We start from the raw sequence: 22,171 nt of genomic DNA on the forward strand, positions 1-22,171 counted from the left end.
CAGGGTCGGGTCGGGTGGGGTCGGAGCAGCTGTCCGCCGTCATTCAATTGAGGCGTTTGACAGCGAATCTAGTCACTCCTCGGTCCGATGCCTTTGAGCCTGCTCGGTGTTCCGTCCGGATCGAAGGAGTGGTGGAAGGTGAAGGCGTACGGCGCGGAGCCGTGGTCTTGGAGGTGTTCCAGCCTGGAAACCCCGTCCTGCCAGGTCGGTATCACGCCGTCGGTGACCCACCAGAACACGTAACCCGGGTGTCCCGTCCTCTCGAACCAGTCGTAACGCCTGTTGAGCGCCGCGCGGTGCAGACCGGTGTAGATGGAGTCGAAGGCGGATCGCAGGTCGGTCCAGAGTGAGAGGGTCGCGGCCAGGGCGGTGGTTTCCACAGTGCGGCCTTTCCCGTACCAGGCCGGAACAGCAAACTCTCCCCATTCACCCCAGTCCGAGTCGAAATCCGTCCGTGCGCCCAGGCTGCGATCTGCCGCTTCAGCACGAGCGATGTATCCGGGGTGCTGGCCGATCTCCCGGTAGACGGCCTCACCGCTCTCGTGGAACTCCCGCGTAAGACGTGCGGGATCGGTGAGGGGTGACTTCAGGACGCCGAACGTGTACAGAGCAAGATGGGGCATGCGTCTCTCCCTGGCTGAGGGGGCCTGGTGTGGAAGTCCCTGACGGTCTCGCTGTCTGGGCGTGGACTCGATTCGGTGGCTTGCGCGCGGGGGCGGGAAGCTGTGAGCGTGATCGACTCATCCGGTTGCGGGTGGCTCCGGCTGATGGAACCCCTGTGCGACTGCGGCGGCGCCGAATGTCAGGAAAAAAATAGCCACCACTGCAGGCCCTGTCCAAGTTGCGTTTTCCCTGTCCAAGTGGCCTCTTGCCTGGCCTGAACCAGCCCCTCTGCACGACGAATCACCAGTGATCCAAATGACTGCGACCGCCTGATCAAGACTCCGGTCGGCTTGCCGGTGGCGATCGGGGGCATCGACTACCACAGCCGCGAGAACGCCGGAACCCTGTGGCAGCTCGCCGTGCTCCCGGCGCTCCAGTCCTGCGGCCTGGGAACGCTGCTGATACGAGCCGCCGAACAGAGAATCAGCAACCGCGGCCTGCGCAGGGCCGAACTGCCGTGGAGGAGGACAACCCGTCGGGCTCGCGCACTGTACGAGCGCTGGGCTACAGCGCGTACGGCCGGGAGCCGGATGCCTGGGACGAGGAAGGTCCTGACGGGTTGATCCGTCGCCGCGAGACGATGTGCGTTCTCATGCGAAGGAGCCTCTGAGCGCCGGGCATGTCCGGCGGCAGAATGAAGGGCATGAACGCCACGGACGGCGCCCCGCGCCACCCCGCGCACGACGACCTGATCCGCCGCTGGCTGGACACCGTCCCCGCCGGAACGGAGCTTTCGGCCGACCCTCGCCCGTACGCCGAGAATCTCCTCGCCCGCTGGGCCGAACCGCAGCGGCGCTACCACTCCACGGACCACCTGGTCGCGGTCCTCGGCCACCTCGACACCCTCGCCGGCCACGCCGACGACCCGGCCGCCGTCCGCCTCGCCGCCTGGTTCCACGACGCGGTCTACCGCCCCGACCGCTCCGAGAACGAGGAGCGCAGCGCCGTCCTGGCCGAACGCGCGCTGTCGGAGCTGGGGCTCGACGGCGCCCGTACGGCCGAGGTCGCCCGGCTGGTCCGCCTCACCGCCACCCACGACCCCGGCCCCGGCGACACCAACGGCGAGGCCCTCTGCGACGCGGACCTGGCGATCCTGGCCGCTCCCCCGGGCCCGTACGCCGCCTACGCTTCAGCGGTCCGCGAGGAGTACGGCTTCGTCCCCGACGCGGCGTTCCGCGAGGGGCGCGCGGCCGTGCTGCGGCAGCTCCTGGAGCTGCCAGCGCTGTTCCGTACGCCGCACGGGCGGGACCGGTGGGAGGCGCGGGCGCGGCAGAACCTGGCGACGGAGCTGGAGCTGCTCACGGTGTAAACAGTACGGAGGGGAGCTGAGCAGCGGTGAGCGGAGCGGTACTGAGCACTGACTCGGCGGGAATGTAAGCGGCGTTTGCGGCGTTCTCCCCTGTCATGCCTGACTCCGGCGACCGCCGCACCCGCATGCCCCTGGCCGTTTACATACTCGGCATAGCCGTCTTCGCCCTCGGAACCAGCGAATTCATGCTGTCCGGGCTGCTGCCGCCGATCGCCGCCGACATGCACGTCTCGATCCCCCAGGCCGGGCTCCTGATCTCGGCCTTCGCCATCGGCATGGTGATCGGCGCACCCCTGCTGGCCGTCGCCACGCTGCGCCTTCCCCGCCGTACGACCCTCATCACTCTGATCACGGTCTTCGGCCTCGGGCAGGTCGCCGGCGCGCTGGCACCGTCGTACGAGCTGCTCTTCGCCTCGCGCGTCGTGAGCGCGCTCGCCTGCGCCGGGTTCTGGGCGGTGGGGGCGGCGGTCGCCGTCGCGATGGTGCCGGTGAACGCACGGGCGCGGGCCATGGCGGTCATGCTCGGCGGGCTGAGCATCGCGAACGTGCTCGGGGTCCCGGCCGGGGCGTTCCTCGGCGAGCACTTCGGCTGGCGGTCGGCGTTCTGGGCCGTCGGCGCGGCGTCGGCGCTCGCGCTGGTGGGCGTCATGACCCTGATCCCGCGCATTCCCCTCCCGGCGGAGAAGCCGCTGCTCAAGCGGGAGCTGGCGATCTACCGTGACGGCCAGGTCTGGCTCGCGATCACGATGACAGCGCTCGCGGCGGGCGGCGTCTTCTGCGCGTTCAGCTACCTGACGCCGCTGCTGACGGATGTGGCGGGGCTCGACACGGGCTGGGTGCCCACCGTGCTTGCGCTGTTCGGGATCGGCGCACTGGTGGGTACGACGGTGGGCGGCCGGGTCGCGGACGCGCACCTTTTCGGCGTACTGGTCAGCGGTATCGCGGCGTCGACGCTCTTCCTGGTGGTGCTGGCCGTCTTCGCTTCGAGCGCGGCGGTGGCCGTGGCGGTGTCGTTCCTGCTCGGCGTCTCGGCGTTCTACACGGGGCCCGCGCTCAACGCCCGGATGTTCAACGTCGCGGGCGCGGCGCCGACCCTGGCTGGGGCGACGACGACGGCGGCGTTCAACCTGGGCAACACGGGCGGCCCGTGGCTCGGCGGCACGGTGATCGACGCGGGCTTCGGTTTCGCGTCGACGGCGTGGGCGGGGGCGGCGATGACGGTGCTGGCGCTGGTGACGGTGACGTTCTCGCTCCGGCTCCAGCGTTCACGCTCCCGCGTGGTGGCATCCGCCGCGTCGACGCCGAAAGCTGTGCGTACCGAACGGGTCTGAGCGCCGCGGCCCCCTTTAGCGCCGCGACCCCCTTTCCCGGGCTGACCCGGAGAGGCATTCCTAGGCCGGCCGGCTCTTCGGCCGGCGCAGGCCCGCCTCGGTGAGCCGCCGTACCAGCTCCTTCGAGCCCACCTCCACCGCCCCCGCGGCCACCGCGTCCGCATACCGCGTGTCCGGTACGTCGTAGTGGTCCCGCTCGAAGGCCCTCGGCGGGCAGCCGATCGACGCCGCGAAAGCGTGCAGTTCCTCGAACGAGACGTCACTCACCAGGTGCGACCACATCCGGCCGTGCCCCGGCCAGGTCGGCGGATCGATGTACACCGTCACCGCAGGCTGCCGACCGGCGCCACGATCACGGCCGCCTTGGCGCACACCCAGTGCGGGTCGGGCCCCAGCTCGGGTGCCACCTCCAGCGCGTGCGGCTCCACGTCCGTGCACACCGGGCAGAGCGGCCAGCGGCCGTACCGCTCAAGCAGCGCGTCCTGTACGTCCTGGGCGATCAGGCCCGTGACGTACGACGCGCCCTCGGGCCACTTCTCCACCCACCAGCGGCGTTGCACGACGGCGTCCTCGACCAGCGACACGACGTCCGCCCGCGCCACGTCGCGGGCCGCCAGGTCGGCCATGACCAGGGCGCGGGCAGCGTGCAACGCCTGTTCCGTGGGAGAAGGAATGGGGTCCATGCAGCCATTGTCGCGCGCCCGCGCGGGCACGCAGGCGAGGCAAAGGCCGGGGTTGACGGCCCATCGCCCCCGAAAATATCTTTCACTGGTGACCAATGAAGTGAAGGAAATTTTCACCGGCAGAGCCGCCCCGCCCGCGTCCGCCGCCCCGCCCGCGCCCGCCGCCCTGGCAGCCAAGGTACGGACCCTCGCGCCGTCCATGACCCGCTCCATGCAGCGCGTCGCGGAAGCCGTCGCCGCCGACCCGGCCGGATGCGCCGCCCTCACGGTCACCGGACTCGCGGAGCTCACCGGCACCAGCGAGGCCACCGTCGTCCGTACCGCCCGCCTCCTCGGCTACCCCGGCTACCGCGACCTGCGCCTCGCGCTCGCCGGGCTCGCCGCGCAGCAGCAGTCGGGCCGGGCCCCCGCCGTGACCGCCGACATCGCCGTCGACGACCCCATCGCGGATGTCGTCACCAAGCTGGCGTACGACGAACAGCAGACCCTCGCCGACACCGCCGCCGGCCTGGACACCGTCCAGCTCGGCGCGGCCGTCGCCGCCCTCGCCACGGCCCGCCGCATCGACATCTACGGCGTCGGCGCCTCCTCCCTCGTCGGCATGGACCTCGCCCAGAAACTCCTGCGCATCGGCCTCATCGCGCACGCGCACACCGACCCCCACCTCGCCGTCACCAACGCCGTACAACTGCGCTCCGGCGACGTGGCGATAGCCATCACCCACTCGGGATCGACCGGCGACGCCATAGAGCCGCTGCGCGTCGCCTTCGACCGGGGGGCGACGACGGTCGCGATCACGGGCCGCCCGGACGGGCCCGTATCGCAGTACGCCGACCACATCCTGACCACGTCGACGGCCCGCGAGAGCGAACTGCGCCCGGCCGCCATGTCCAGCCGTACGAGCCAACTCCTCGTCGTGGACTGCCTGTTCATAGGCGTGGCCCAGCGTACGTACGAGACGGCCGCCCCCGCCCTCGCCGCCTCCTACGAGGCACTCGCGCACCGCCACACACCCCGCAGCAGCAGCCGTTAGCAACCGAACCGCAGCCACGCAGCCGGTACGACGAGAAAGAGCCGCACTCCTCATGACCTCCACCAGCGCGAACGCGACCAGCGACAGCGACACGTACGGCGAACTGCGCGCCCAGCTCGCCACCCTCACCACCGAGGCCTTCCGCCCCGAACTCGCCGACATCGACCAGCTCCCGACGGCCGAGATCGCCCGCATCATGAACGGCGAGGACCGCACCGTCCCCGAGGCCGTCGCCGCCCGGCTCCCCCAGATCGCCGCCGCCATCGACGCCACCGCCGAGCGGATGGCCCGTGGCGGCCGGCTGATCTACGCGGGCGCCGGAACGGCGGGACGGCTCGGCGTGCTGGACGCCAGCGAGTGCCCGCCGACCTTCAACACCGACCCCGCCCAGGTCGTCGGCCTGATCGCGGGCGGCCCATCGGCGATGGTCAAAGCGGTGGAAGGCGCCGAGGACTCCGCGAAGTTGGCGGCCGAGGACCTGGACGCACTCGGCGTGACCGCCGACGACACCGTCGTCGGCGTCTCCGCCTCCGGCCGCACCCCGTACGCGATCGGCGCCGTCGAGCACGCCCGCGGCCTCGGAGCCCTCACCATCGGCCTGTCCTGCAACGCGGACAGCGCGCTGGGGGCAGCCGCCGAACACGACCTGGAAGTCGTCGTCGGGCCGGAACTCCTCACCGGCTCCACCCGCCTCAAGGCCGGCACGGCCCAGAAGCTCGTCCTCAACATGATCTCGACCATCACGATGATCCGGCTCGGCAAGACGTACGGAAACCTGATGGTCGACGTCCGCGCCTCCAACGAGAAGCTGCGCGCCCGCTCCCGCCGCATCGTCGCACTGGCGACGGGCGCGCAGGACAAGGAGATCGAGGACGCGCTCGCCGCCACGGACGGAGAGGTGAAGAACGCCATCCTGGTGCTCCTCGGGTCGGTCGACGGACCCACCGCGGCCGCTCTGCTCGACGAAGCGCGGGGCCATTTGCGCGTGGCGCTGCGGGCCGCCGCCGCCCGTACCCCATGAACTGACACCATGACAGAGAACAAGAACCGCGCCACCGCCGCCGCGATCCTTCCACTCGTCGGAGGCGCGGGGAACATCACCTCGATCGCCCACTGCATGACCCGCCTCCGCCTGGGTCTGCGCGACCGAAGCCTCGTCCAGGACAAGAAGCTGGCGGCGCTGCCCGCCGTGATGGGCGTGGTCGAGGATGCCAGTACGTACCAGATCGTCCTCGGCCCCGGCACGGTCGCCCGCGTCACCCCGGAGTTCGAGACCCTGGTCGAGGCGGCCCGAACAGCCTCCCCCGCACCCACACCCACACCCACCCCCATCCCCCTCACCCCCGACGAACTCGCCGCACAGGGCGCCGCCCTCAAGGCCCAGCAGAAGGCCAGGAACGCCACCCCCGTCAAGCTGTTCCTCCGCAAGATCGCGAACATCTTCGTCCCGCTGATCCCCGCCCTCATCGGCTGCGGCATCATCGCCGGCTTCAACGGCCTGATGGTCAACCTCGGCTGGCTCCCCGCCGTCACCCCCGCCCTCGCCGCGATCGCGACCGGCTTCATGGCCCTGATCGCGGTCTTCGTAGGCCTGAACACCTCAAAGGAATTCGGCGGTACGCCGATCCTGGGCGGCGCGGTCGCCGCGATCATCGTCTTCCCGGGCGTGGCCAAGATCGACGCCTTCGGCCAGCCACTCTCACCCGGCCAGGGCGGCGTGCTGGGCGCACTCGGCGCGGCGGTCCTGGCGGTGTACGTCGAGAAGTGGTGCCGCAGCTGGATCCCGCAGTCCCTGGACGTCCTGGTCACCCCGACCCTCACCGTCCTGATCTCCGGCCTCGTCACCGTCTTCGGCCTGATGTTCGTGGCCGGCGAGATCTCCACGGCCATCGGCGACTTCGCCGACTGGCTTCTGTCCACCGGCGGCGCGGCGGCCGGATTCGTCCTCGGCGGCCTGTTCCTCCCCCTCGTCATGCTCGGCCTGCATCAGGCCCTCATCCCGATCCACACCACCCTCATCGAGCAGCAGGGCTTCACGGTCCTCCTCCCGATCCTCGCCATGGCAGGCGCGGGCCAGGTCGGCGCGGCCGCCGCGGTCTACCTCCGCCTCCCCCGCAACACCTCGGTCCGACGCACCATCAAGTCCGCGCTCCCGGCCGGTTTCCTGGGCGTGGGCGAGCCCCTGATCTACGGCGTCTCGCTCCCCCTCGGCCGCCCGTTCATCACCGCCTGCGTCGGTGGCGCCTTCGGCGGCGGCCTGGTCGGCCTGTTCAACCAGCTCGGCGGCTCAGTCGGCTCCACGGCCATCGGCCCGTCCGGCTGGGCCCTGTTCCCCCTCCTCTCCGGCAACGAGACCATGGCCGTGATGATCGCGGTGTACGCCGCCGGCCTGATCACGGGTTACGTCGCAGGCTTCCTGGCCACGTACTTCTTCGGCTTCAGCAAGCAGCTGCTGGCGGACTTCAACGTGGATACGGCCGAGCCGACGCCGACCCGGCCGGTCACGGGCGCCCCGACGGAGGAACCGGTCTCGGCAAGGGTCTGACGACGACGCAGAACCACTTGCCGTAAGCACACAACACACAGTCACACGAACGGACGAAACCGCACCACGCACCGTATTATGTTGTCGACGACATAATACGGTGCGCCGCATGGACGACCTGTACGTGATCGAGTTGGAGCACGAGGTGCGTGATTGGCTGGAGCTTCTCCCCGACAGGCAGTACCGCAAAGTGGAGGAGTACGCCCAGTTGCTGGCCACAAGACGCGGATGCGCGAGGCGGCCCAGGTCACCCGGGCGGTCGTTGCGAGGGCGGTATGCGCCGGGGAGCACGGTCCGGCACACACGACGTACAGTCGCGGCGAGGAAGGGAGCGCCTCATGAACCACACCCGCTGGAAGCTGGCCCGCGAGCGGACATTGACCGAGGGATACGCCGAGCCCCCGGAAGCCGCCGCCGAGCGTGCGGAGATCCGGCTGGCGATGGCCTTCGCCAAGGCCGTTTACGACCGCCGCAAAGAGCTGGGCCTGTCCCAGGCAGAGGTCGCCGCGCGCGCGGGGCTCACCCAAGCGAAGGTCTCCCGCGTCGAGGGCGCCGACACCGTCCCCACTCTCACCCTGCTGCGGCGGCTGGCCCACGCGCTGAACGCCTCCCTGAACATCGCCCTGGACGACGACCACGAAGAGGTCGCGTTCGTCGCCCGCCCGGCAGCCTGACTTCCCCGGCCCCCGGCACGTCAGTCCACGGCCGCAGTCCGCAGAAACCGAACCAGGTCATCCACGCTGTAACCGAGCTTCGGCCCTCGCTCAGCAGCCATCAGCAGCAGCTGGCCCACGATCTCCGCCCCCCAGCCGTCCGTACCGTCCGAGGACGATTCCCACAGCTTCTCGATGCCGAGGTCCGTCATGAGCAGCCCGTGCTCGGCGCGGATCTCGGCACAAACCACACCGACCGCCTCGAGCAGTGTCGTCCCGGGCCTCACGCAGCGCAGACCGAAGTACTCACCGAATTCCCGCACCTCGCAGCCGTCGGGCGGACACGCCCTCAGGGCGTCACCTCGCCCAGCGGAAAACATTTTCCGCCAACGCCTATCGCAACGCCGTCCACTGGGCATGATGCGCGTAAGCTCCCGCCTCTGCCTGACGTTCCGTCACCGCGTCACCCAGGGCGGGCCTTCCGTAACTTCCCCTCGGGAGGTAACACGCCATGCAGTCAGAGCCCACCGCGTCGCCGGCCCCCACCCGCCGTAGCCTCCTCACCGGCCTCGGCCTCGCCGCGACCGCTCCACTCGTCCTCGGCGCCACCCCCCGCACAAGCCCCCGCACAACTCCCCCCACCAGCCCCCGCACCAGCCCGGCGCACCCGCTCGCCGCAGCCGGCCGGACGACCCTCCTCCGGGGCGCTTCCCTGGTCCTCACCATGGACCCCGCCCTCGGCGACGGCCCCCTCGGCACCGTCAAGAACGCCGACGTCCTGATACACCCCGGCACCATCGCCGCCGTCGGCGCCGACCTCCAGGCGCCGTACGGCGCCCGCGTGATAGACGTGTCCGGCAAGGTGGTCATGCCGGGCTTCGTGGACACCCACACCCACCTGTGGCAGTCCCTCTTCCGCGGGGGCTGCGCCGACCGCGACCTGTTCGGCTGGTTCAAGGAATGCACCACGCCCCAGCGCGACCGGCTGACGCCCGCCACCGTGTACAGCTTCGTCCGCCTCGCCGCTCTCGACGCCGCCCAGGCCGGCGTGACCACGCTCGTCGACTGGGTGGACATCTACTCGTACGACATCATCGAGAGCTACGTACGGGCCCTGGCCGACACCGGGGTGCGGTTCACCTACGCGATGTTCCCGCCCGAGCCCGACGCGACGCTGGTCACCAAGGCGAAGAAGGAACTCGTCGACCCGGTGCCGCTCGGCTCCTTCCAGGTCGCCACCCACGCGGCACGGGCCATCCAGAACCTCAACCGCGCCCACTGGGAAGCCGCCCAGGACATGGGCGTCATGCTCAACAGCCACGTTCTCGAACGCCCCGAGCAGCGCGCCGACGACCCGATCGGAGTCCTCACCGACATCGGCGCGCTGGGCCCGCGGCTGCTGATCAACCACGCCATCCACCTGACCGACGACGAGATGGACGCCGTCGCCGCCCACGACGTACGCGCGGCCCACTGCCCACTGAGCAACATGCGGCTGGCCTCCGGCATCATGCGGCTGCCCGACTTCAGACGGAGAGGCGTCAAGGTCGGCCTCGGCCTGGACGGCGGCACCAACGACACATCCGACTTCCACGCCCTGATGAAGACGGCCATCGGCCTGCAACGGGCCCGCTCGACGGACGCCGGAGTCTTCCCCCAGGTGCACGACGTCCTGCGCATGGCAACGCTGGGCGGCGCCGAGGCCATCGGCGTCGCCGACCGGGTCGGCTCGCTGACCCCCGGCAAACGAGCCGACGTCGTCGTGATCAACCCTGCCGCGCTGAACTTCGCCCCGCGGTTCGACTGGATCAACCAGATCGTCTTCAACGGACGGCCGGAGAACGTCCACGCGGTGTTCGTCGACGGCCGGCCGCTGAAACTCGACGGCCGGCTCGTCGACGTCGACACCGACCGGGTCGTACGGGAGGCCGAAGCAGCCGCCACCCGACTGCGCAAGGCCGCGTAGGCATGACGCAACCGCCGCCCCACTGCCGCGCCTCACGGCAGCCGCCCTTGCGCGTTGATCTCCCGCACTCTCGCTCTCAGCACCTCCCCGAGCGCGACCGGCCGCACATGCTCCGGTGGACAGTCCCACTCCTTGCCCCCGCCCGGCGGTCGTAGCTGTACGTAAGGGCCCACCCGCCCCATGACCCGGCCCATCCGCCCGTCCCGCACGTCGATGGCGTACTCCCCCGTCACGGCTTCAGCCCCTGGAGTACGGCGGCGAGCCGCAACGCCGTGTCGAGGTTGCAGCGCCCCAGGTCCACCAGCGGATACGGCGCCTCGCTCGCCAGCGACAGCAGGTCCACCCGCAGCGACGGCAGCGTCACCGCCACGCCCCCGAGCCCCTCCCGCAGCTGGGCCACCACGTCTTCCGCAGCCCGCAGACGTTCCGACGATCGCACCACCATGTCCAGGCACCTCCACACGCTGAGTGTTCGCTTTACTCACACAGCGTGGCCGAAGACGCACTAGCCTGACAGCGAAAACGGCCCAACAACCCCGTATGTACGACAGGGAGTTGCCATGCCCGGACCAAAGGACCTCGATCCCTCCTCCTCCCCACGCGCCCTGCTCGGCGCGGAGCTGCGCCACGCGCGGGAGAAATCCGGACTCACCCAGGACGAGCTCGGCCAACCGCTGTTCGTCAGCGGCTCGTTCATCGGCCAACTGGAGGCGGGTACGCGGCGGATGATGCCGGAGTACGCCGTGAAGATAGACGAGATCTTGGGGACGGGCGGCTTCTTCGAGCGGAACTGCAAGGCGTCCACCAAATCGAAGTACCCGGACCACTTCGCGGAGGCGGCCGAGGCGGAAGCGATCGCAACGGCGATCAAGGAGTACGCGCCGCTGCTGATCCCGGGCCTGTTGCAGACGGAGGCATACGCGAGGGCGATCTTCCGCGCGTACCAGCCGACGGCGACGGAGGAGGTGATCGACGGGCTGGTGGCGGCGCGGCTGGAGCGCGCGCACCTCCTCGACGATCCAACAACGCCGTTGTTGTGGGTGGTTCTGGACGAGGCGGTGTTACGTCGAAAGGTTGGCGGCGCTGCGGTGATGAAGGAAGCAATGCGACACGTGGTGACTCTCGCGCGCCACTACCGGATCATCGTGCAGGTACTGCCGTTCCAAGCGGGCGCGCACGCCGCCATGGACGGCGGCCTGAAGCTGATGTCCTTCTCGGACGCACCACCGCTCGCCTACCTTGAGGGCCTGGGATCAGGCCAGTTGTTGGACGATCCGGCTTCGGTCGCCCGATACGAACTGGCTTACGATCTGGTCAGGGCCAGCGCATTGTCACCGGAAGCGTCCATGGCTCTGATCGAATCGGTGGCGGAGGATTACGCCCATGAGGACCAGCCCTGAGTACGACCTGAGCGGCGCGACCTGGCACAAGTCCAGCTACAGCGGCGGCGACGGCGGCAACTGCCTGGAGGTGGCAACCTGGCGCAAGTCCACGCACAGCGACGGCAGCGGCGGCAACTGCCTCGAAGTCGCCGACGGCCACCCCGGCATCGTCCCCGTCCGGGACTCCAAGAATCCCACCGGTCCGAAGCTTGAGCTCCGGGCCGAGAGCTGGTCCGCGTTCCTTCTCGGCGTGAAGAACGGGCAGCTCACAGGCCCCTGATCCGGCCCGAGGCTCAAGCCTCGGAGTCCGAGCCCTTTTCAGTGGATTGGGCGGGTGAGAACTACCCAACCACCCGTCCAACTCCCGCCCACATCACGGCGAATGACTTTCCGTGACCGGCTTGCCACAGTACGTCGCGACGGTCTAGCGTGCCCGATTAACGAACAGAACAGCCCCCGCCGGTGCGGACAACACCGACGAGGGCTTGACCATCAAGATCGAATCGAGCGATCCCTTGGCTGCAAGCCAGCTTAATGCTGCCCCCTCCCCGCCCGCACATCCCCTCGCCAATCCGGGTTACGGAAAGCGCAGCGCGCCCGAACAACTACCCCGGCGCGAAAGTGATTTCGCCCATCTACCCCGCCGCGAGGCGTCCATCGCGGCGTACATCGACCGGCTGCCCGACGGCTCGGACATCTCCGTGAAGATGCTGGCCAAGGTCCTCCCGGACTACGGCCAGTGCGCCGTACGCACGTCCCTTCGCCGCCTGTCGGAAGCCGGTCACCTGCGCCTCGGCCGGGAGACGGTCACCGACGAGGCGACCGGCAGCCGGCGCTGGGTGACCCGCACGTTCTTCTCCCGTACGGCCAGGGACGACGCCTGGTGGGCCGCCTTCCAGGGCCAGGGCCAAGGCAGCAGCGGCACCACCACCGCCACGCCCGCCCGGCAGCCGAGCCGCCCGCAGCCCCAGCAGCGTTCCCGCGCGTACGAGATCCTCGCCTCCGTCGGCCGTACCAAGCCCCAGATGTCCCTCTCGGCGGACGACTGCGTCACCCTTGAGTCCCTCGCCACCGACTGGCTGACGCGCGGCGCAACCGACGCCGAGCTGCGGCACGCGCTGACCGCCGGACTGCCTGCCGAGGTCCACCGTCCCGCCGCCATCGCCCGGACCCGGCTGGCGAAGCTCCCACCCGAACGCGCATCGCACCCCGCCGACCTGGGCGCCCAGGGCCCCGCCCCCACCCTCCGCGTCCTGGAGTGCACCGAATGCCGGGCGCCCGCTCGGCCCGAGGCGCTGTCCGGCGGCCTGTGCCGGGTCTGCCGCGCGGAGCCGCCGCTCCCGCCGCGCGACGGCCTCCCCGAGGCCGACGTCCGCGCTCACGCGGCCAAGATCCGAGCCGCGGCCGCGACACGCCGCCCCGAAGGGACCCGCGCATGACTGTTCAGCCCACCCACGCCAGAAGCGGGGCACGATGTAGGGGAGGAGGCGACGCCATGACCCCCAGCACTGCTGATCGCCCGGAGATGTCCATCGAGGACTTCGACGAGCTCGCCCGCAAGGCACCCAGGAACGTAAAGCTCGAATTCATCGGGGGACGGCTGGTGGTCAAGCACGGCCGTATCGACGTCGAAGACTTCGAGGAGCTTGCCCGCAGGGCGCCCGAGACAGTGACGCTCGAACTCATCAACGGAAAGCTAAGGGTCAAGCCCGTGCCGGATGGCGATCACGGAGAGATCTACATGTGGCTGATGCGGCAGTGCATGCAGCACCGCCCCGACCTGGGCCTCTATCCCGAGCAGGGGCTGTTGATCGATACCTACCGCAAAGGCCGGGCACGCCCAGACGGAGCCCTCGCACCGATCGGGCACTTCGCCGGCCAGGAGGAGTGGGCGCACCCCAACGGCGTCCTCATGCTCGTCGAGATCACGTCCCACGACTCCGACACCCACCGCCGCGACCGCATCGAGAAGCGCGGCGCCTACGCCACCGACGGCATCCCCGTTTACCTTCTCATCGACCGCGACAACCACACCCTGACCGTGTTCAGCCGTCCGAAGCACGGCAGGTACGAGGAACACCCCTCATATGCGTACGGTGACACCGTCCCGCTCCCCGACCCCGTCGGCATCACGCTGGACACCGAAAGGCTCAAGGACTTCGCCCACTAGCACGCCGCCTGCCCTCCGCCTCCCGAACCGGGGGCGGAGGGCAGAGCGTCGCCGCAGCGGGGGGCCGTCAGATGCCGCCGGTGAACAGGAGCTTGTTGGGCGTGCCCGGGGTGACGCCCGACAGTACGTCCTTGGTGGAGGTGGTATCGATCCAGTCCGCGATCTGCGCCGACGTGGCCGTCGGGTGGGTGGTGTTGTAGAGCAGGGCGGTCCCGGCCACGTGCGGAGTGGCCATGGAGGTGCCGTTCATCGCGACGCTGCCGCCGCCGAGTCTGGCCGAGACGATGGCGGTGCCCGGCGCGAAGAGATCCACGCACCGGCCGTAGTTGGAGAAGGATGCCTGCGCGTCGGAGCTGGTGGACGCGGCGACCGTGACCACTCGTTGTGCGGACGCCGGTGAGACCCCGCACGCGTTCTTCGCCTCATTGCCCGCCGCGACGACCGGCAGTACACCGCTGTCCGAGAGGGCGGTGGCGGCGGCGTTCACCAGTGCCGACCTCTCCCCGCCGAGCGATCCGTTGAGTACGGCCGGCCTGGCGGGGGTGAGCGCGGCGTGCGACGCCGCCCATTCGAGACCGGCGATCACCGTGGCATTGCTGCCCGCGCCCTCACAGTTGAGGACCCGGACGCTGTAGAGGTCGGCCTGCGGCGCCACTCCGTACGTCCGGCCGCCGACGGTACCCGCGACGTGGCTGCCGTGCCCGTGGCAGTCCCGCCCGAAGCGCCCTTCGGCCGGGAAGGCGTCGAAGCCGAACCGGGCGCGCCCCGCGTACTCGGAGTGGCTGTAGTCGATACCGGTGTCGAGGATGTACGCCGTCCCTCCGGCGCCGGTCGCGTTGGTGGTGAACTGGCCGTCGAGGGGCAGGTTGCGCTGGTCGATGCGGTCCAGGCCCCAGGACGCGGCGGGCGCGGACGCGGTGACCTTGGCGTCCTGCTCCACGGCCGCCACGTTCGGGTCCGCCCGGACCGTGGCCAGTTGGGCGTCCGTGAGCTTGGCCGCGAAGCCGTTCATCACCTTCTTGAAGCTGAACAGGGGTGTGGCGCCCACCTGGCGCGCAGCTTTGGCAACGTCCGCCGTCGGTTTCATGGCCACGAGGTACTGGCCGGGAACGGGTTGGTCCGAGAGGCGCAACGGCGCGGGAGTGGAGCGCTCCGCCGAGGCGGACGGCGCTGCTGAGGCGGTCAACGGGCCTACGGTCGCCAGGACAGCCGTAACGGCGGCCGCGAGGGCGATCCTCATGGGTTGTGGCATGGTCACGATGGCACCATGCAGAAACGATCACGCGCAATCACTCGCTGGCGTGGTTTGAATACTCTAAGTAATTGCACCGGAGCGGGTGAACGCCAACGCCCGAGGGCGGCACCCCCGCAATGGGAGTGCCGCCCTCGGTCGCGTACAGCGGTACAGCAAGCAGTACTGCGATGGAGCTACTGATCCTCGACGGATCAGAAGTCCATGTCACCGCCCGGCATGCCGCCGCCCGCGGGGGCACCGGCCTTCTCGGGCTTGTCGGCGATGACGGCCTCGGTGGTGAGGAACAGCGCGGCGATGGACGCGGCGTTCTGCAGAGCGGAACGCGTGACCTTCGCCGGGTCGATGATGCCCTCTGCGATCATGTCGACGTACTCACCGGTCGCGGCGTTCAGACCGTGGCCGATCGGCAGGTTGCGCACCTTCTCGACGATGACGCCACCCTCGAGACCACCGTTGACGGCGATCTGCTTGAGCGGGGCCTCCAGCGCGAGACGCACGGCGTTGGCGCCGGTCGCCTCGTCGCCCGAGAGCTCAAGCTTCTCGAAGACGGCCGTGGCCTGGAGCAGAGCCACGCCACCACCGGCGACGATGCCCTCCTCGACAGCGGCCTTGGCGTTGCGCACCGCGTCCTCGATGCGGTGCTTGCGCTCCTTGAGCTCGACCTCGGTGGCGGCACCGGCCTTGATGACGGCCACGCCGCCGGCCAGCTTCGCCAGGCGCTCCTGGAGCTTCTCGCGGTCGTAGTCCGAGTCGGAGTTCTCGATCTCGGCACGGATCTGGTTGACGCGACCCTGGACCTGGTCGCTCTCACCGGCACCGTCGACGATCGTCGTCTCGTCCTTGGTGATGACGACCTTGCGGGCGCGGCCGAGCAGGTCGAGACCGGCGTTCTCCAGCTTGAGGCCGACCTCCTCGGAGATGACGGTGCCACCGGTGAGGATGGCGATGTCGCCGAGCATGGCCTTGCGGCGGTCACCGAAGCCCGGAGCCTTGACGGCGACGGACTTGAAGGTGCCACGGATCTTGTTGACGACGAGCGTGGACAGCGCCTCGCCCTCGACGTCCTCCGCGATGATCAGCAGCGGCTTGCCCGACTGCATGACCTTCTCCAGCAGCGGAAGGAGGTCCTTCACGTTGGAGATCTTGGAGTTGACGATCAGGATGTACGGGTCGTCGAGCGACGCCTCCATACGCTCCATGTCGGTGGCGAAGTACGCCGAGATGTAGCCCTTGTCGAAGCGCATGCCCTCGGTGAGCTCAAGCTCCAGACCGAAGGTCTGCGACTCCTCGACGGTGATGACGCCTTCCTTGCCGACCTTGTCCATCGCCTCGGCGATGAGCTCGCCGATCTGGGTGTCGGCGGCGGAGATGGAGGCGGTCGAAGCGATCTGCTCCTTGGTCTCCACGTCCTTGGCCTGCTCAAGGAGAGCGGCGGAGACGGCCTCGACGGCCTTCTCGATGCCACGCTTGAGGGCCATCGGGTTGGCGCCGGCGGCGACGTTGCGCAGGCCCTCGCGGACCAGAGCCTGGGCGAGGACAGTCGCGGTCGTCGTGCCGTCACCGGCTACGTCGTCGGTCTTCTTCGCGACTTCCTTGACCAGCTCGGCGCCGATCTTCTCGTACGGGTCCTCGAGCTCGATCTCCTTGGCGATGGAAACACCATCGTTGGTGATCGTGGGGGCGCCCCACTTCTTCTCGAGGACGACGTTACGGCCCTTGGGGCCGAGGGTGACCTTGACGGCGTCGGCGAGCTGGTTCATCCCGCGCTCGAGACCGCGCCGTGCCTCCTCGTCGAACGCGATGATCTTGGCCATGTGAAGTGGTCCTCCCGGACTGGGGTGGATTCTCCGGACCGAGTGGCGCCCGCGACGGACGGCCAGCCTGCCTGGTGGTTTTCCTTGTCCCACCAGGCCTGCGGGCCTCACCGGCCCGGTCCTTCTGTCACTCTCACTGGGAGAGTGCTAACAGTGCTAACGCCAATGATTAGCACTCGACCCCTCCGAGTGCAAGCGTCCCCCTCAGATGTGGACACGCACGAAGGGCCTGTACCCGGTGCGGGGTACAGGCCCTTCGTGTGTGAGTGCGTCGGTGGCCGATCGCGCCGAGATCAGACGGCGAGCTTGACCATGTCCGCCTGCGGACCCTTCTGGCCCTGCGAGATCTCGAATTCGACTCGCTGACCTTCTTCAAGGGTGCGGTACCCGTCCATCTGGATCGCGCTGTAGTGGACGAAAACATCCGCACCACCGTCGACCGCGATGAAGCCGTACCCCTTCTCCGCGTTGAACCACTTGACGGTGCCCTGAGCCATGGCTTAACTCCCCTATTTCTGGCCCTTGCACAGGACCGCACTTCGCGGGTCCTGGGTCAGACTCCTCCACCCTCCGACAGGAGAGGGCGTGCGCCGGAACGCGTCGACCGCGGCTGAATGTATCCGCCCAACTGCCCTCTGCAACAGGTCAATCCGACGAGAAATCTGGGCATGGATGAGCACGCGAATGTGAAGAATTCTCAGGTTTCCCGGGCAAGTCGGGCCGGACAAGGCGCGCATTGGCGGCATTTGGGTCCGGCACTTTGGCTGCTTCTTGTCGCACGGGGTCGCATTCTCATATGCGCCGGGCACAGGCAGCGGAGGGGGGCTTCCCAACTGTACCGCGCTCAACCATGCAGAATTGCCCCCTCCGCTTTCATGGCGGAGGGGGCAATGGAAGCAATGCCGAGGGCGACCGGCGGAGATCAGCCTCCGGCACTGTGCCGAATGGTCAGCCTCCGGCGACGGCCGGGATGATCGAGACGCCGGCACCGTCCGGCGTGGCCGTCTCCAGGCCCTGCTCGAAGCGCACGTCGTCGTCGTTCACGTACACGTTCACGAAGCGGCGCAGCTTGCCCTGGTCGTCCAGGACGCGGGCCGCGATGCCCGCGTGGTTCTTCTCCAGATCGGCGATGACCTCGGCGAGGGTCGCGCCCTCGGCCGCGACCTCGGCCTTGCCGTCCGTGTACGTACGAAGAATGGTGGGGATGCGGACGTTGACACTCATGCGAGGCCAGCCTCTCGGAAAGAGTCCAGGTTGGGGCGGATGACGGCGGACTGGCCCGTGGTCGGGGCCACCGCCTCAAGGGTCTTCAGGCCGTCGCCCGTGTTGAGCACGACGGTGGTCAGGGCCGGGTCGAGCAGTCCGGCCTCGATGAGCTTCTTCGTCACGCCGACGGTCACGCCGCCCGCGGTCTCCGCGAAGATGCCCTCCGTCTCGGCCAGCAGCTTGATCGACTCCACGACCTGCTCGTCGTTGACGTCCTCGACCGCGCCGCCCGTGCGGCGGGCGATGTCCAGGACGTACGGGCCGTCGGCCGGGTTGCCGATCGCGAGCGACTTGGCGATCGTGTTCGGCTTCTGCGGCCGTACGACGTCGTGCCCGGCCTTGAAGGCCGTCGACACCGGGGAGCAGCCCTCGGCCTGAGCGCCGAAGATCTTGTACGGCTTGTCCTCGACCAGGCCCAGCGCGATGAGCTCCTTCAGCCCCTTGTCGATCTTCGTGAGCTGCGAGCCCGAGGCGATCGGGATGACGAGCTGGTCCGGGATCTCCCAGCCGAGCTGCTCGCAGATCTCGTACGCCAGGGTCTTGGAGCCCTCGCCGTAGTACGGGCGCAGGTTGACGTTGACGAATCCCCAGCCCTCGCCCAGCGGGTCGCCGATGAGCTCCGAGCAGAAGCGGTTGACGTCGTCGTAGTTGCCCTCGATGCCTACCAGGTCGCCGCCGTAGACCGAGGCCATGACGACCTTGCCCTGCTCCAGGTCGTGCGGGATGAACACGCACGAGCGGAAACCGGCCCGCGCGGCGGCGGCGCCGACCGCGCCGGCGAGGTTGCCGGTGGAGGAGCAGGAGAGCGTCGTGAAGCCGAACGCGCGGGCCGCCTCGACGGCGATGGCGACGACACGGTCCTTGAAGGAGTGCGTCGGGTTGCCGGAGTCGTCCTTGACGTACAGGCCGCCGGTGACACCCAGCTCGCGGGCCAGGTTGTCGGCCTTGACGAGCTTGGTGAAGCCCGGGTTCAGGCTCGGCTTGGTGGCCACGTCGGCGGGCACGGGCAGCAGGGGCGCGTACCGCCAGATGTTGTCCGGTCCGGCCTCGATCTGCTTGCGGAGACCTTCGGCGTCACCGAGGGGCAGCTCGTAAGCGACCTCAAGAGGGCCGAAACAGGAAGAACACGCGAAGATCGGGCCGAGTTCGAATCGTTCTCCGCACTCGCGGCAGGAAAGCGCGGTGGCGGGGCCCAGGTCTACGGGCAGGGAATTCGTGGTGCTTGCATCGGCTTCAACAGACTGCACAGCCATGGTGGCGAGGCCCTTTCTCCTCATCTTCCCCACGGCGCGTTTCGCCGTGAGACGGAATTGGCACCGTCCCCACCGTTACCTCGCGGTCGGCGGAATGGTTGCCGGGACTTCAACGGGCCGTTCCCTCTGTCCCTCTGGATGAGCGCTATGGCGCCGGGTCTGGGCCCGGCGCGTTTGTCCCGCGGCACCCCCCGAGATGCAAGGGTCGTCCGCGTTGTTCAAGACTGTAACCGAACCCCCGGACGGTTGAGACAGTCGTCCGCACCGCGAGATGGATCACATGACGAGTCGTGCGACGGCTCGCCGGACGAGGGAGAAAGCACGTGCTGGAAGAGGTGGAGCGCTGGCTGGACCTGCGGTCCTGGTCCACGGCCGACCGGCCGCTGGACCAGCTGGTCGCGGCCAAGGCCCGGCGCGGCCTCACCGTCAGCGTGGTGCTGCCCGCCCTCGACGAGGAGGAGACGGTCGGCGACATCGTCGCGGCGATACGCCACGAGCTGATGGAGGCCGTGCCCCTCGTCGACGAGCTCGTCGTCGTCGACTCCGGCTCGAAGGACCGCACTGCCCAGATGGCGACGGCCGCGGGGGCGCGGGTCGTCCACCGGGACGCCGTACTGCCGCGAATACCGGCCCTGCCCGGCAAGGGCGAGGTGCTGTGGCGGTCACTCATCGTCACGCACGGTGACATCGTGTGCTTCATCGACTCGGACCTGAAGGACTTCTCCGCCTCGTTCGTCTCGGGCATCGTCGGCCCGCTGCTGACGGAACCCGACGTGCATTTCGTAAAGGCGATGTACGACCGCCCCCTCGGCGAAGCCACAGGTCAGGGCGGCCGGGTGACGGAGCTGGTGGCGCGCCCGCTGCTCAATCTGCACTGGCCGCGGCTGGCCGGGTTCGTCCAGCCGCTGGGCGGCGAGTACGCGGTACGCCGCTCGCTCCTTGAGCGGCTGCCCTTCCCCGTCGGTTACGGAGTGGAGCTGGGCCTGCTCGTCGACTCGCTCCATACGGTGGGCCTCGACGCACTGGCCCAGGTCGACGTCGGCGTACGCAAACACCGCCATCAGGACGGGCAGGCGCTCGGGCGGATGGCCGCCACCATCTACCGCACGGCTCACCTGCGGCTTTCGCGCGGCCCGCTGGTGCGGCCTGCGCTGACGCAGTTCGAGCGGGGCGAGGACGGGATCGGGTTCGTGCCGCGGACGCACGCGGTGGACACGGAGGAGCGGCCGCCGATGTGCGAGATCGACGAGTACGCGGCGCGGCGGGCCGCGTGAGCACCGGTGCGGCCGGGGTGGGGCGCCGTGGCCGAGGTGGGCCGCTGTGGCCGGTGTGAGTCGCCGTGGCCGGTGTGAGCCGTACGCACGTTTGAGGGCTTCCCGGACGGGCTAGGTTCGCCACATGGTCTCCGAGCGCGCTGCACAGGTTCTTGTCGCTTCCAATCGCGGCCCGGTTTCGTACACGCTCCGTGAGGACGGCACGCTCGCCGCGAAGCGCGGCGGGGGTGGTCTCGTCTCGGGCCTTTCGGCGATCGGGAAGTCCGGCGAGGGGGCGGCCTCGCTGTGGGTGTGCGCGGCGCTGGGGGACGGCGACCGGGAGGCGGTACGGCGCGGAACGGGCACGGCGGGCGTACGGATGCTCGACATCGACGCCGGTGTGCACGCGGACGCGTACAACGGCATCGCGAACTCCGTGCTGTGGTTCGTCCACCACATGCTCTACCAGACGCCGCTGGAGCCGGCCTTCGACGCGGAGTTCCGGCGGCAGTGGGCGGCGTACGAGACGTACAACCGCGCCTTCGCCGACGCGCTGGCGGCCGAGGCGGCCCCGGGCGCGGCGGTGCTGGTGCAGGACTACCACCTGTGCCTGGTGCCCGGCATGCTGCGCGAGCTGCGCCCGGACCTGCGGATCGGCCACTTCACGCACACCCCGTGGGCGCCGGTCGACTACTTCCGCCTCCTCCCCGACGACATCGCGCGCCAGCTCCTGCGGGGGCTGCTGGGCGCGGACCGGGTGGCGTTCCTGACGCGGCGCTGGGCGGACGCCTTCGCGGCGTGCGCGGTGGATGTGCTGGGCGCGGACGCCCTGGAGGGCACGGCGCTCGGGGTGCACGGGCTGGGCGCCGACGCGGACTTCCTGCGGGAGCGGGCGCACCAGGAGGACGTCAACGAGTGGATGGTCAGGCTGCGGGAGCGGGTGGGGGCCGGACGCCGGACGGTGGTCCGGGTGGACCGTACGGAGCTCTCCAAGAACATCGTCCGCGGCCTGCTCGCCTACCGGCAGCTGCTCACGGACCGGCCGGAGTGGCGCGGGCGGGTGGTGCACATCGCTTTCGCGTATCCGTCGCGGCAGGACCTGGCGGTGTACCGGGACTACACGGCGGCCGTGCGGCGGCTCGCCGACGAGATCAACGCGGAGTACGGGACGGACGACTGGCAGCCGGTGCTGATGGAGCTGGACGACGACTTCGGGCGGTCGCTGGCGGCGTACCGGATGGCTGACGTGGCGCTGGTCAACCCGATCAGGGACGGCATGAACCTCGTGGCGAAGGAGGTGCCGGTCGTCTCCGACGCGGGGTGCGCGCTGGTGCTTTCGCGGGAGGCGGGGGCGTACGAGGAGCTGGGCGACGACGCGATCGTGGTCAACCCGTACGACGTCATGGCGACGGCGGACGCGCTGCACGCGGCGCTGGTGATGGAGCCGGGTGAGCGGGCGGAGCGTTCGAAGCGGCTGGCCGCGGCGGCTACGGCGCTGCCGCCGGCGGCGTGGTTCCTGGCGCAGCTCTCGGCGCTGACGTCGCACTGACCAGGCGCGGGGCGGCTCTGGTTCCGTGGCTGTGGCCGTGAATGTC

24 protein-coding genes, 1 pseudogene and 1 riboswitch are annotated in these 22,171 nt (G+C 69.5%); of the genes and pseudogenes, 14 read left to right on the plus strand and 11 right to left on the minus strand.

Annotated elements, in window-relative coordinates:
- Positions 1–68: 68 nt before the first annotated feature.
- Complete coding sequence (locus tag J7E91_RS08260) at positions 69–623, minus strand: DUF3291 domain-containing protein (RefSeq protein ID WP_214900326.1); 555 nt, start codon at positions 621–623, stop codon at positions 69–71.
- A 318-nt stretch (positions 624–941) separates the two neighbouring features.
- Between J7E91_RS08260 and J7E91_RS08265 the strand changes: the two are divergent.
- The 3 genes and pseudogenes from J7E91_RS08265 to J7E91_RS08275 all read left to right on the plus strand — a co-directional run.
- Positions 942–1,273: pseudogene (locus J7E91_RS08265) on the plus strand (GNAT family N-acetyltransferase); the annotation flags it as partial.
- 33 nt (positions 1,274–1,306) lie between these two features.
- The gene (locus J7E91_RS08270; protein WP_214900328.1) at positions 1,307–1,972 is read left to right on the plus strand and encodes a hypothetical protein; all 666 of its coding nucleotides are present in this window, start codon (positions 1,307–1,309) and stop codon (positions 1,970–1,972) included.
- A 125-nt stretch (positions 1,973–2,097) separates the two neighbouring features.
- Complete coding sequence (locus J7E91_RS08275; RefSeq protein ID WP_214900465.1) at positions 2,098–3,303, plus strand: Cmx/CmrA family chloramphenicol efflux MFS transporter; 1,206 nt, start codon at positions 2,098–2,100, stop codon at positions 3,301–3,303.
- Between the two features lie 60 nt (positions 3,304–3,363).
- Here J7E91_RS08275 and J7E91_RS08280 read toward each other — a convergent pair whose 3' ends face one another.
- Both J7E91_RS08280 and J7E91_RS08285 read right to left on the minus strand, forming a co-directional pair.
- Complete coding sequence (locus J7E91_RS08280; protein WP_214900330.1) at positions 3,364–3,630, minus strand: DUF4031 domain-containing protein; 267 nt, start codon at positions 3,628–3,630, stop codon at positions 3,364–3,366.
- Entirely contained in the window at positions 3,627–3,986 is a 360-nt protein-coding gene (locus J7E91_RS08285; RefSeq protein WP_214900333.1) for a hypothetical protein, read from the minus strand. Before J7E91_RS08285 ends, J7E91_RS08280 begins: the two co-directional genes overlap by 4 nt.
- An 88-nt stretch (positions 3,987–4,074) precedes the next feature.
- Between J7E91_RS08285 and J7E91_RS08290 the strand changes: the two genes are divergently transcribed.
- The 4 genes from J7E91_RS08290 to J7E91_RS08305 all read left to right on the plus strand — a co-directional run bounded on the left by J7E91_RS08290 (position 4,075) and on the right by J7E91_RS08305 (position 8,238).
- Positions 4,075–5,019, plus strand: a complete 945-nt coding sequence (locus tag J7E91_RS08290) for a MurR/RpiR family transcriptional regulator (protein ID WP_214900335.1) — start codon at positions 4,075–4,077, stop codon at positions 5,017–5,019.
- A gap of 52 nt (positions 5,020–5,071) precedes the next feature.
- Positions 5,072–6,040, plus strand: coding sequence for an N-acetylmuramic acid 6-phosphate etherase (murQ, locus tag J7E91_RS08295; protein ID WP_214900336.1), 969 nt, complete (start codon positions 5,072–5,074; stop codon positions 6,038–6,040).
- A gap of 9 nt (positions 6,041–6,049) precedes the next feature.
- Complete coding sequence (locus J7E91_RS08300) at positions 6,050–7,564, plus strand: PTS transporter subunit EIIC (protein WP_214900337.1); 1,515 nt, start codon at positions 6,050–6,052, stop codon at positions 7,562–7,564.
- A gap of 338 nt (positions 7,565–7,902) precedes the next feature.
- Entirely contained in the window at positions 7,903–8,238 is a 336-nt protein-coding gene (locus tag J7E91_RS08305) for a helix-turn-helix domain-containing protein (RefSeq protein WP_214900338.1), read from the plus strand.
- Between the two features lie 20 nt (positions 8,239–8,258).
- On the opposite strand, the gene J7E91_RS08310 is transcribed toward J7E91_RS08305, so the two are convergent.
- Positions 8,259–8,540 carry a hypothetical protein gene (locus J7E91_RS08310; RefSeq protein ID WP_251015319.1) on the minus strand — a complete coding sequence of 94 codons (282 nt, stop codon included), beginning with the start codon at positions 8,538–8,540 and terminating at the stop codon, positions 8,259–8,261.
- 188 nt (positions 8,541–8,728) lie between these two features.
- Here J7E91_RS08310 and J7E91_RS08315 point away from each other — a divergent pair, with 188 nt between their 5' ends.
- Positions 8,729–10,183, plus strand: a complete 1,455-nt coding sequence (locus J7E91_RS08315) for an amidohydrolase family protein (RefSeq protein WP_251015320.1) — start codon at positions 8,729–8,731, stop codon at positions 10,181–10,183.
- Between the two features lie 32 nt (positions 10,184–10,215).
- On the opposite strand, the gene J7E91_RS08320 is transcribed toward J7E91_RS08315, so the two are convergent.
- Entirely contained in the window at positions 10,216–10,416 is a 201-nt protein-coding gene (locus J7E91_RS08320; RefSeq protein ID WP_214900339.1) for a hypothetical protein, read from the minus strand.
- Positions 10,413–10,628, minus strand: a complete 216-nt coding sequence (locus tag J7E91_RS08325; protein WP_214900340.1) for a hypothetical protein — start codon at positions 10,626–10,628, stop codon at positions 10,413–10,415. The genes J7E91_RS08320 and J7E91_RS08325 overlap by 4 nt, the downstream gene beginning before the upstream one ends.
- A gap of 115 nt (positions 10,629–10,743) precedes the next feature.
- Here J7E91_RS08325 and J7E91_RS08330 point away from each other — a divergent pair, with 115 nt between their 5' ends.
- From J7E91_RS08330 to J7E91_RS08345, 4 genes are all read left to right on the plus strand, one after another.
- On the plus strand, positions 10,744–11,583 hold the full coding sequence (locus J7E91_RS08330; protein ID WP_214900342.1) for a helix-turn-helix transcriptional regulator: 840 nt from the start codon (positions 10,744–10,746) through the stop codon (positions 11,581–11,583).
- The gene (locus tag J7E91_RS08335) at positions 11,567–11,845 is read left to right on the plus strand and encodes a DUF397 domain-containing protein (RefSeq protein WP_214900345.1); all 279 of its coding nucleotides are present in this window, start codon (positions 11,567–11,569) and stop codon (positions 11,843–11,845) included. The genes J7E91_RS08330 and J7E91_RS08335 overlap by 17 nt, the downstream gene beginning before the upstream one ends.
- Positions 11,846–12,080: 235 nt before the next feature.
- The gene (locus J7E91_RS08340; protein ID WP_214900469.1) at positions 12,081–13,004 is read left to right on the plus strand and encodes a hypothetical protein; all 924 of its coding nucleotides are present in this window, start codon (positions 12,081–12,083) and stop codon (positions 13,002–13,004) included.
- Positions 13,005–13,060: 56 nt separating this feature from the next.
- Positions 13,061–13,735, plus strand: a complete 675-nt coding sequence (locus tag J7E91_RS08345; protein ID WP_251015321.1) for a Uma2 family endonuclease — start codon at positions 13,061–13,063, stop codon at positions 13,733–13,735.
- A gap of 67 nt (positions 13,736–13,802) precedes the next feature.
- Here J7E91_RS08345 and J7E91_RS08350 read toward each other — a convergent pair whose 3' ends face one another.
- The 5 genes from J7E91_RS08350 to thrC all read right to left on the minus strand — a co-directional run bounded on the left by J7E91_RS08350 (position 13,803) and on the right by thrC (position 19,323).
- Positions 13,803–14,975 carry a S8 family peptidase gene (locus tag J7E91_RS08350; protein ID WP_214900351.1) on the minus strand — a complete coding sequence of 391 codons (1,173 nt, stop codon included), beginning with the start codon at positions 14,973–14,975 and terminating at the stop codon, positions 13,803–13,805.
- A gap of 206 nt (positions 14,976–15,181) precedes the next feature.
- Positions 15,182–16,804, minus strand: a complete 1,623-nt coding sequence (groL, locus tag J7E91_RS08355) for a chaperonin GroEL (RefSeq protein ID WP_214900352.1) — start codon at positions 16,802–16,804, stop codon at positions 15,182–15,184.
- Positions 16,805–17,097: 293 nt separating this feature from the next.
- Positions 17,098–17,301 (minus strand): cold-shock protein, encoded by a 204-nt coding sequence (locus J7E91_RS08360; RefSeq protein ID WP_005315736.1) that lies wholly within the window; start codon positions 17,299–17,301, stop codon positions 17,098–17,100.
- A 451-nt stretch (positions 17,302–17,752) separates the two neighbouring features.
- Positions 17,753–18,028, minus strand: coding sequence for a MoaD/ThiS family protein (locus J7E91_RS08365; RefSeq protein ID WP_028811122.1), 276 nt, complete (start codon positions 18,026–18,028; stop codon positions 17,753–17,755).
- Positions 18,025–19,323, minus strand: coding sequence for a threonine synthase (gene thrC / locus J7E91_RS08370; protein ID WP_214900354.1), 1,299 nt, complete (start codon positions 19,321–19,323; stop codon positions 18,025–18,027). The genes J7E91_RS08365 and thrC overlap by 4 nt, the downstream gene beginning before the upstream one ends.
- A 17-nt stretch (positions 19,324–19,340) precedes the next feature.
- Positions 19,341–19,468, minus strand: a riboswitch (SAM riboswitch).
- A 178-nt stretch (positions 19,469–19,646) separates the two neighbouring features.
- Between thrC and J7E91_RS08375 the strand changes: the two genes are divergently transcribed.
- Both J7E91_RS08375 and J7E91_RS08380 read left to right on the plus strand, forming a co-directional pair.
- Positions 19,647–20,597, plus strand: a complete 951-nt coding sequence (locus tag J7E91_RS08375; RefSeq protein ID WP_214900356.1) for a glucosyl-3-phosphoglycerate synthase — start codon at positions 19,647–19,649, stop codon at positions 20,595–20,597.
- 124 nt (positions 20,598–20,721) lie between these two features.
- Entirely contained in the window at positions 20,722–22,125 is a 1,404-nt protein-coding gene (locus tag J7E91_RS08380) for a trehalose-6-phosphate synthase (protein WP_214900358.1), read from the plus strand.
- The last annotated feature ends 46 nt before the right edge of the window (positions 22,126–22,171 follow it).

This window comes from Streptomyces sp. ISL-99 (genome assembly GCF_018614005.1).
Classification (GTDB): Bacteria; Actinomycetota; Actinomycetes; order Streptomycetales; family Streptomycetaceae; genus Streptomyces; species Streptomyces flavidovirens.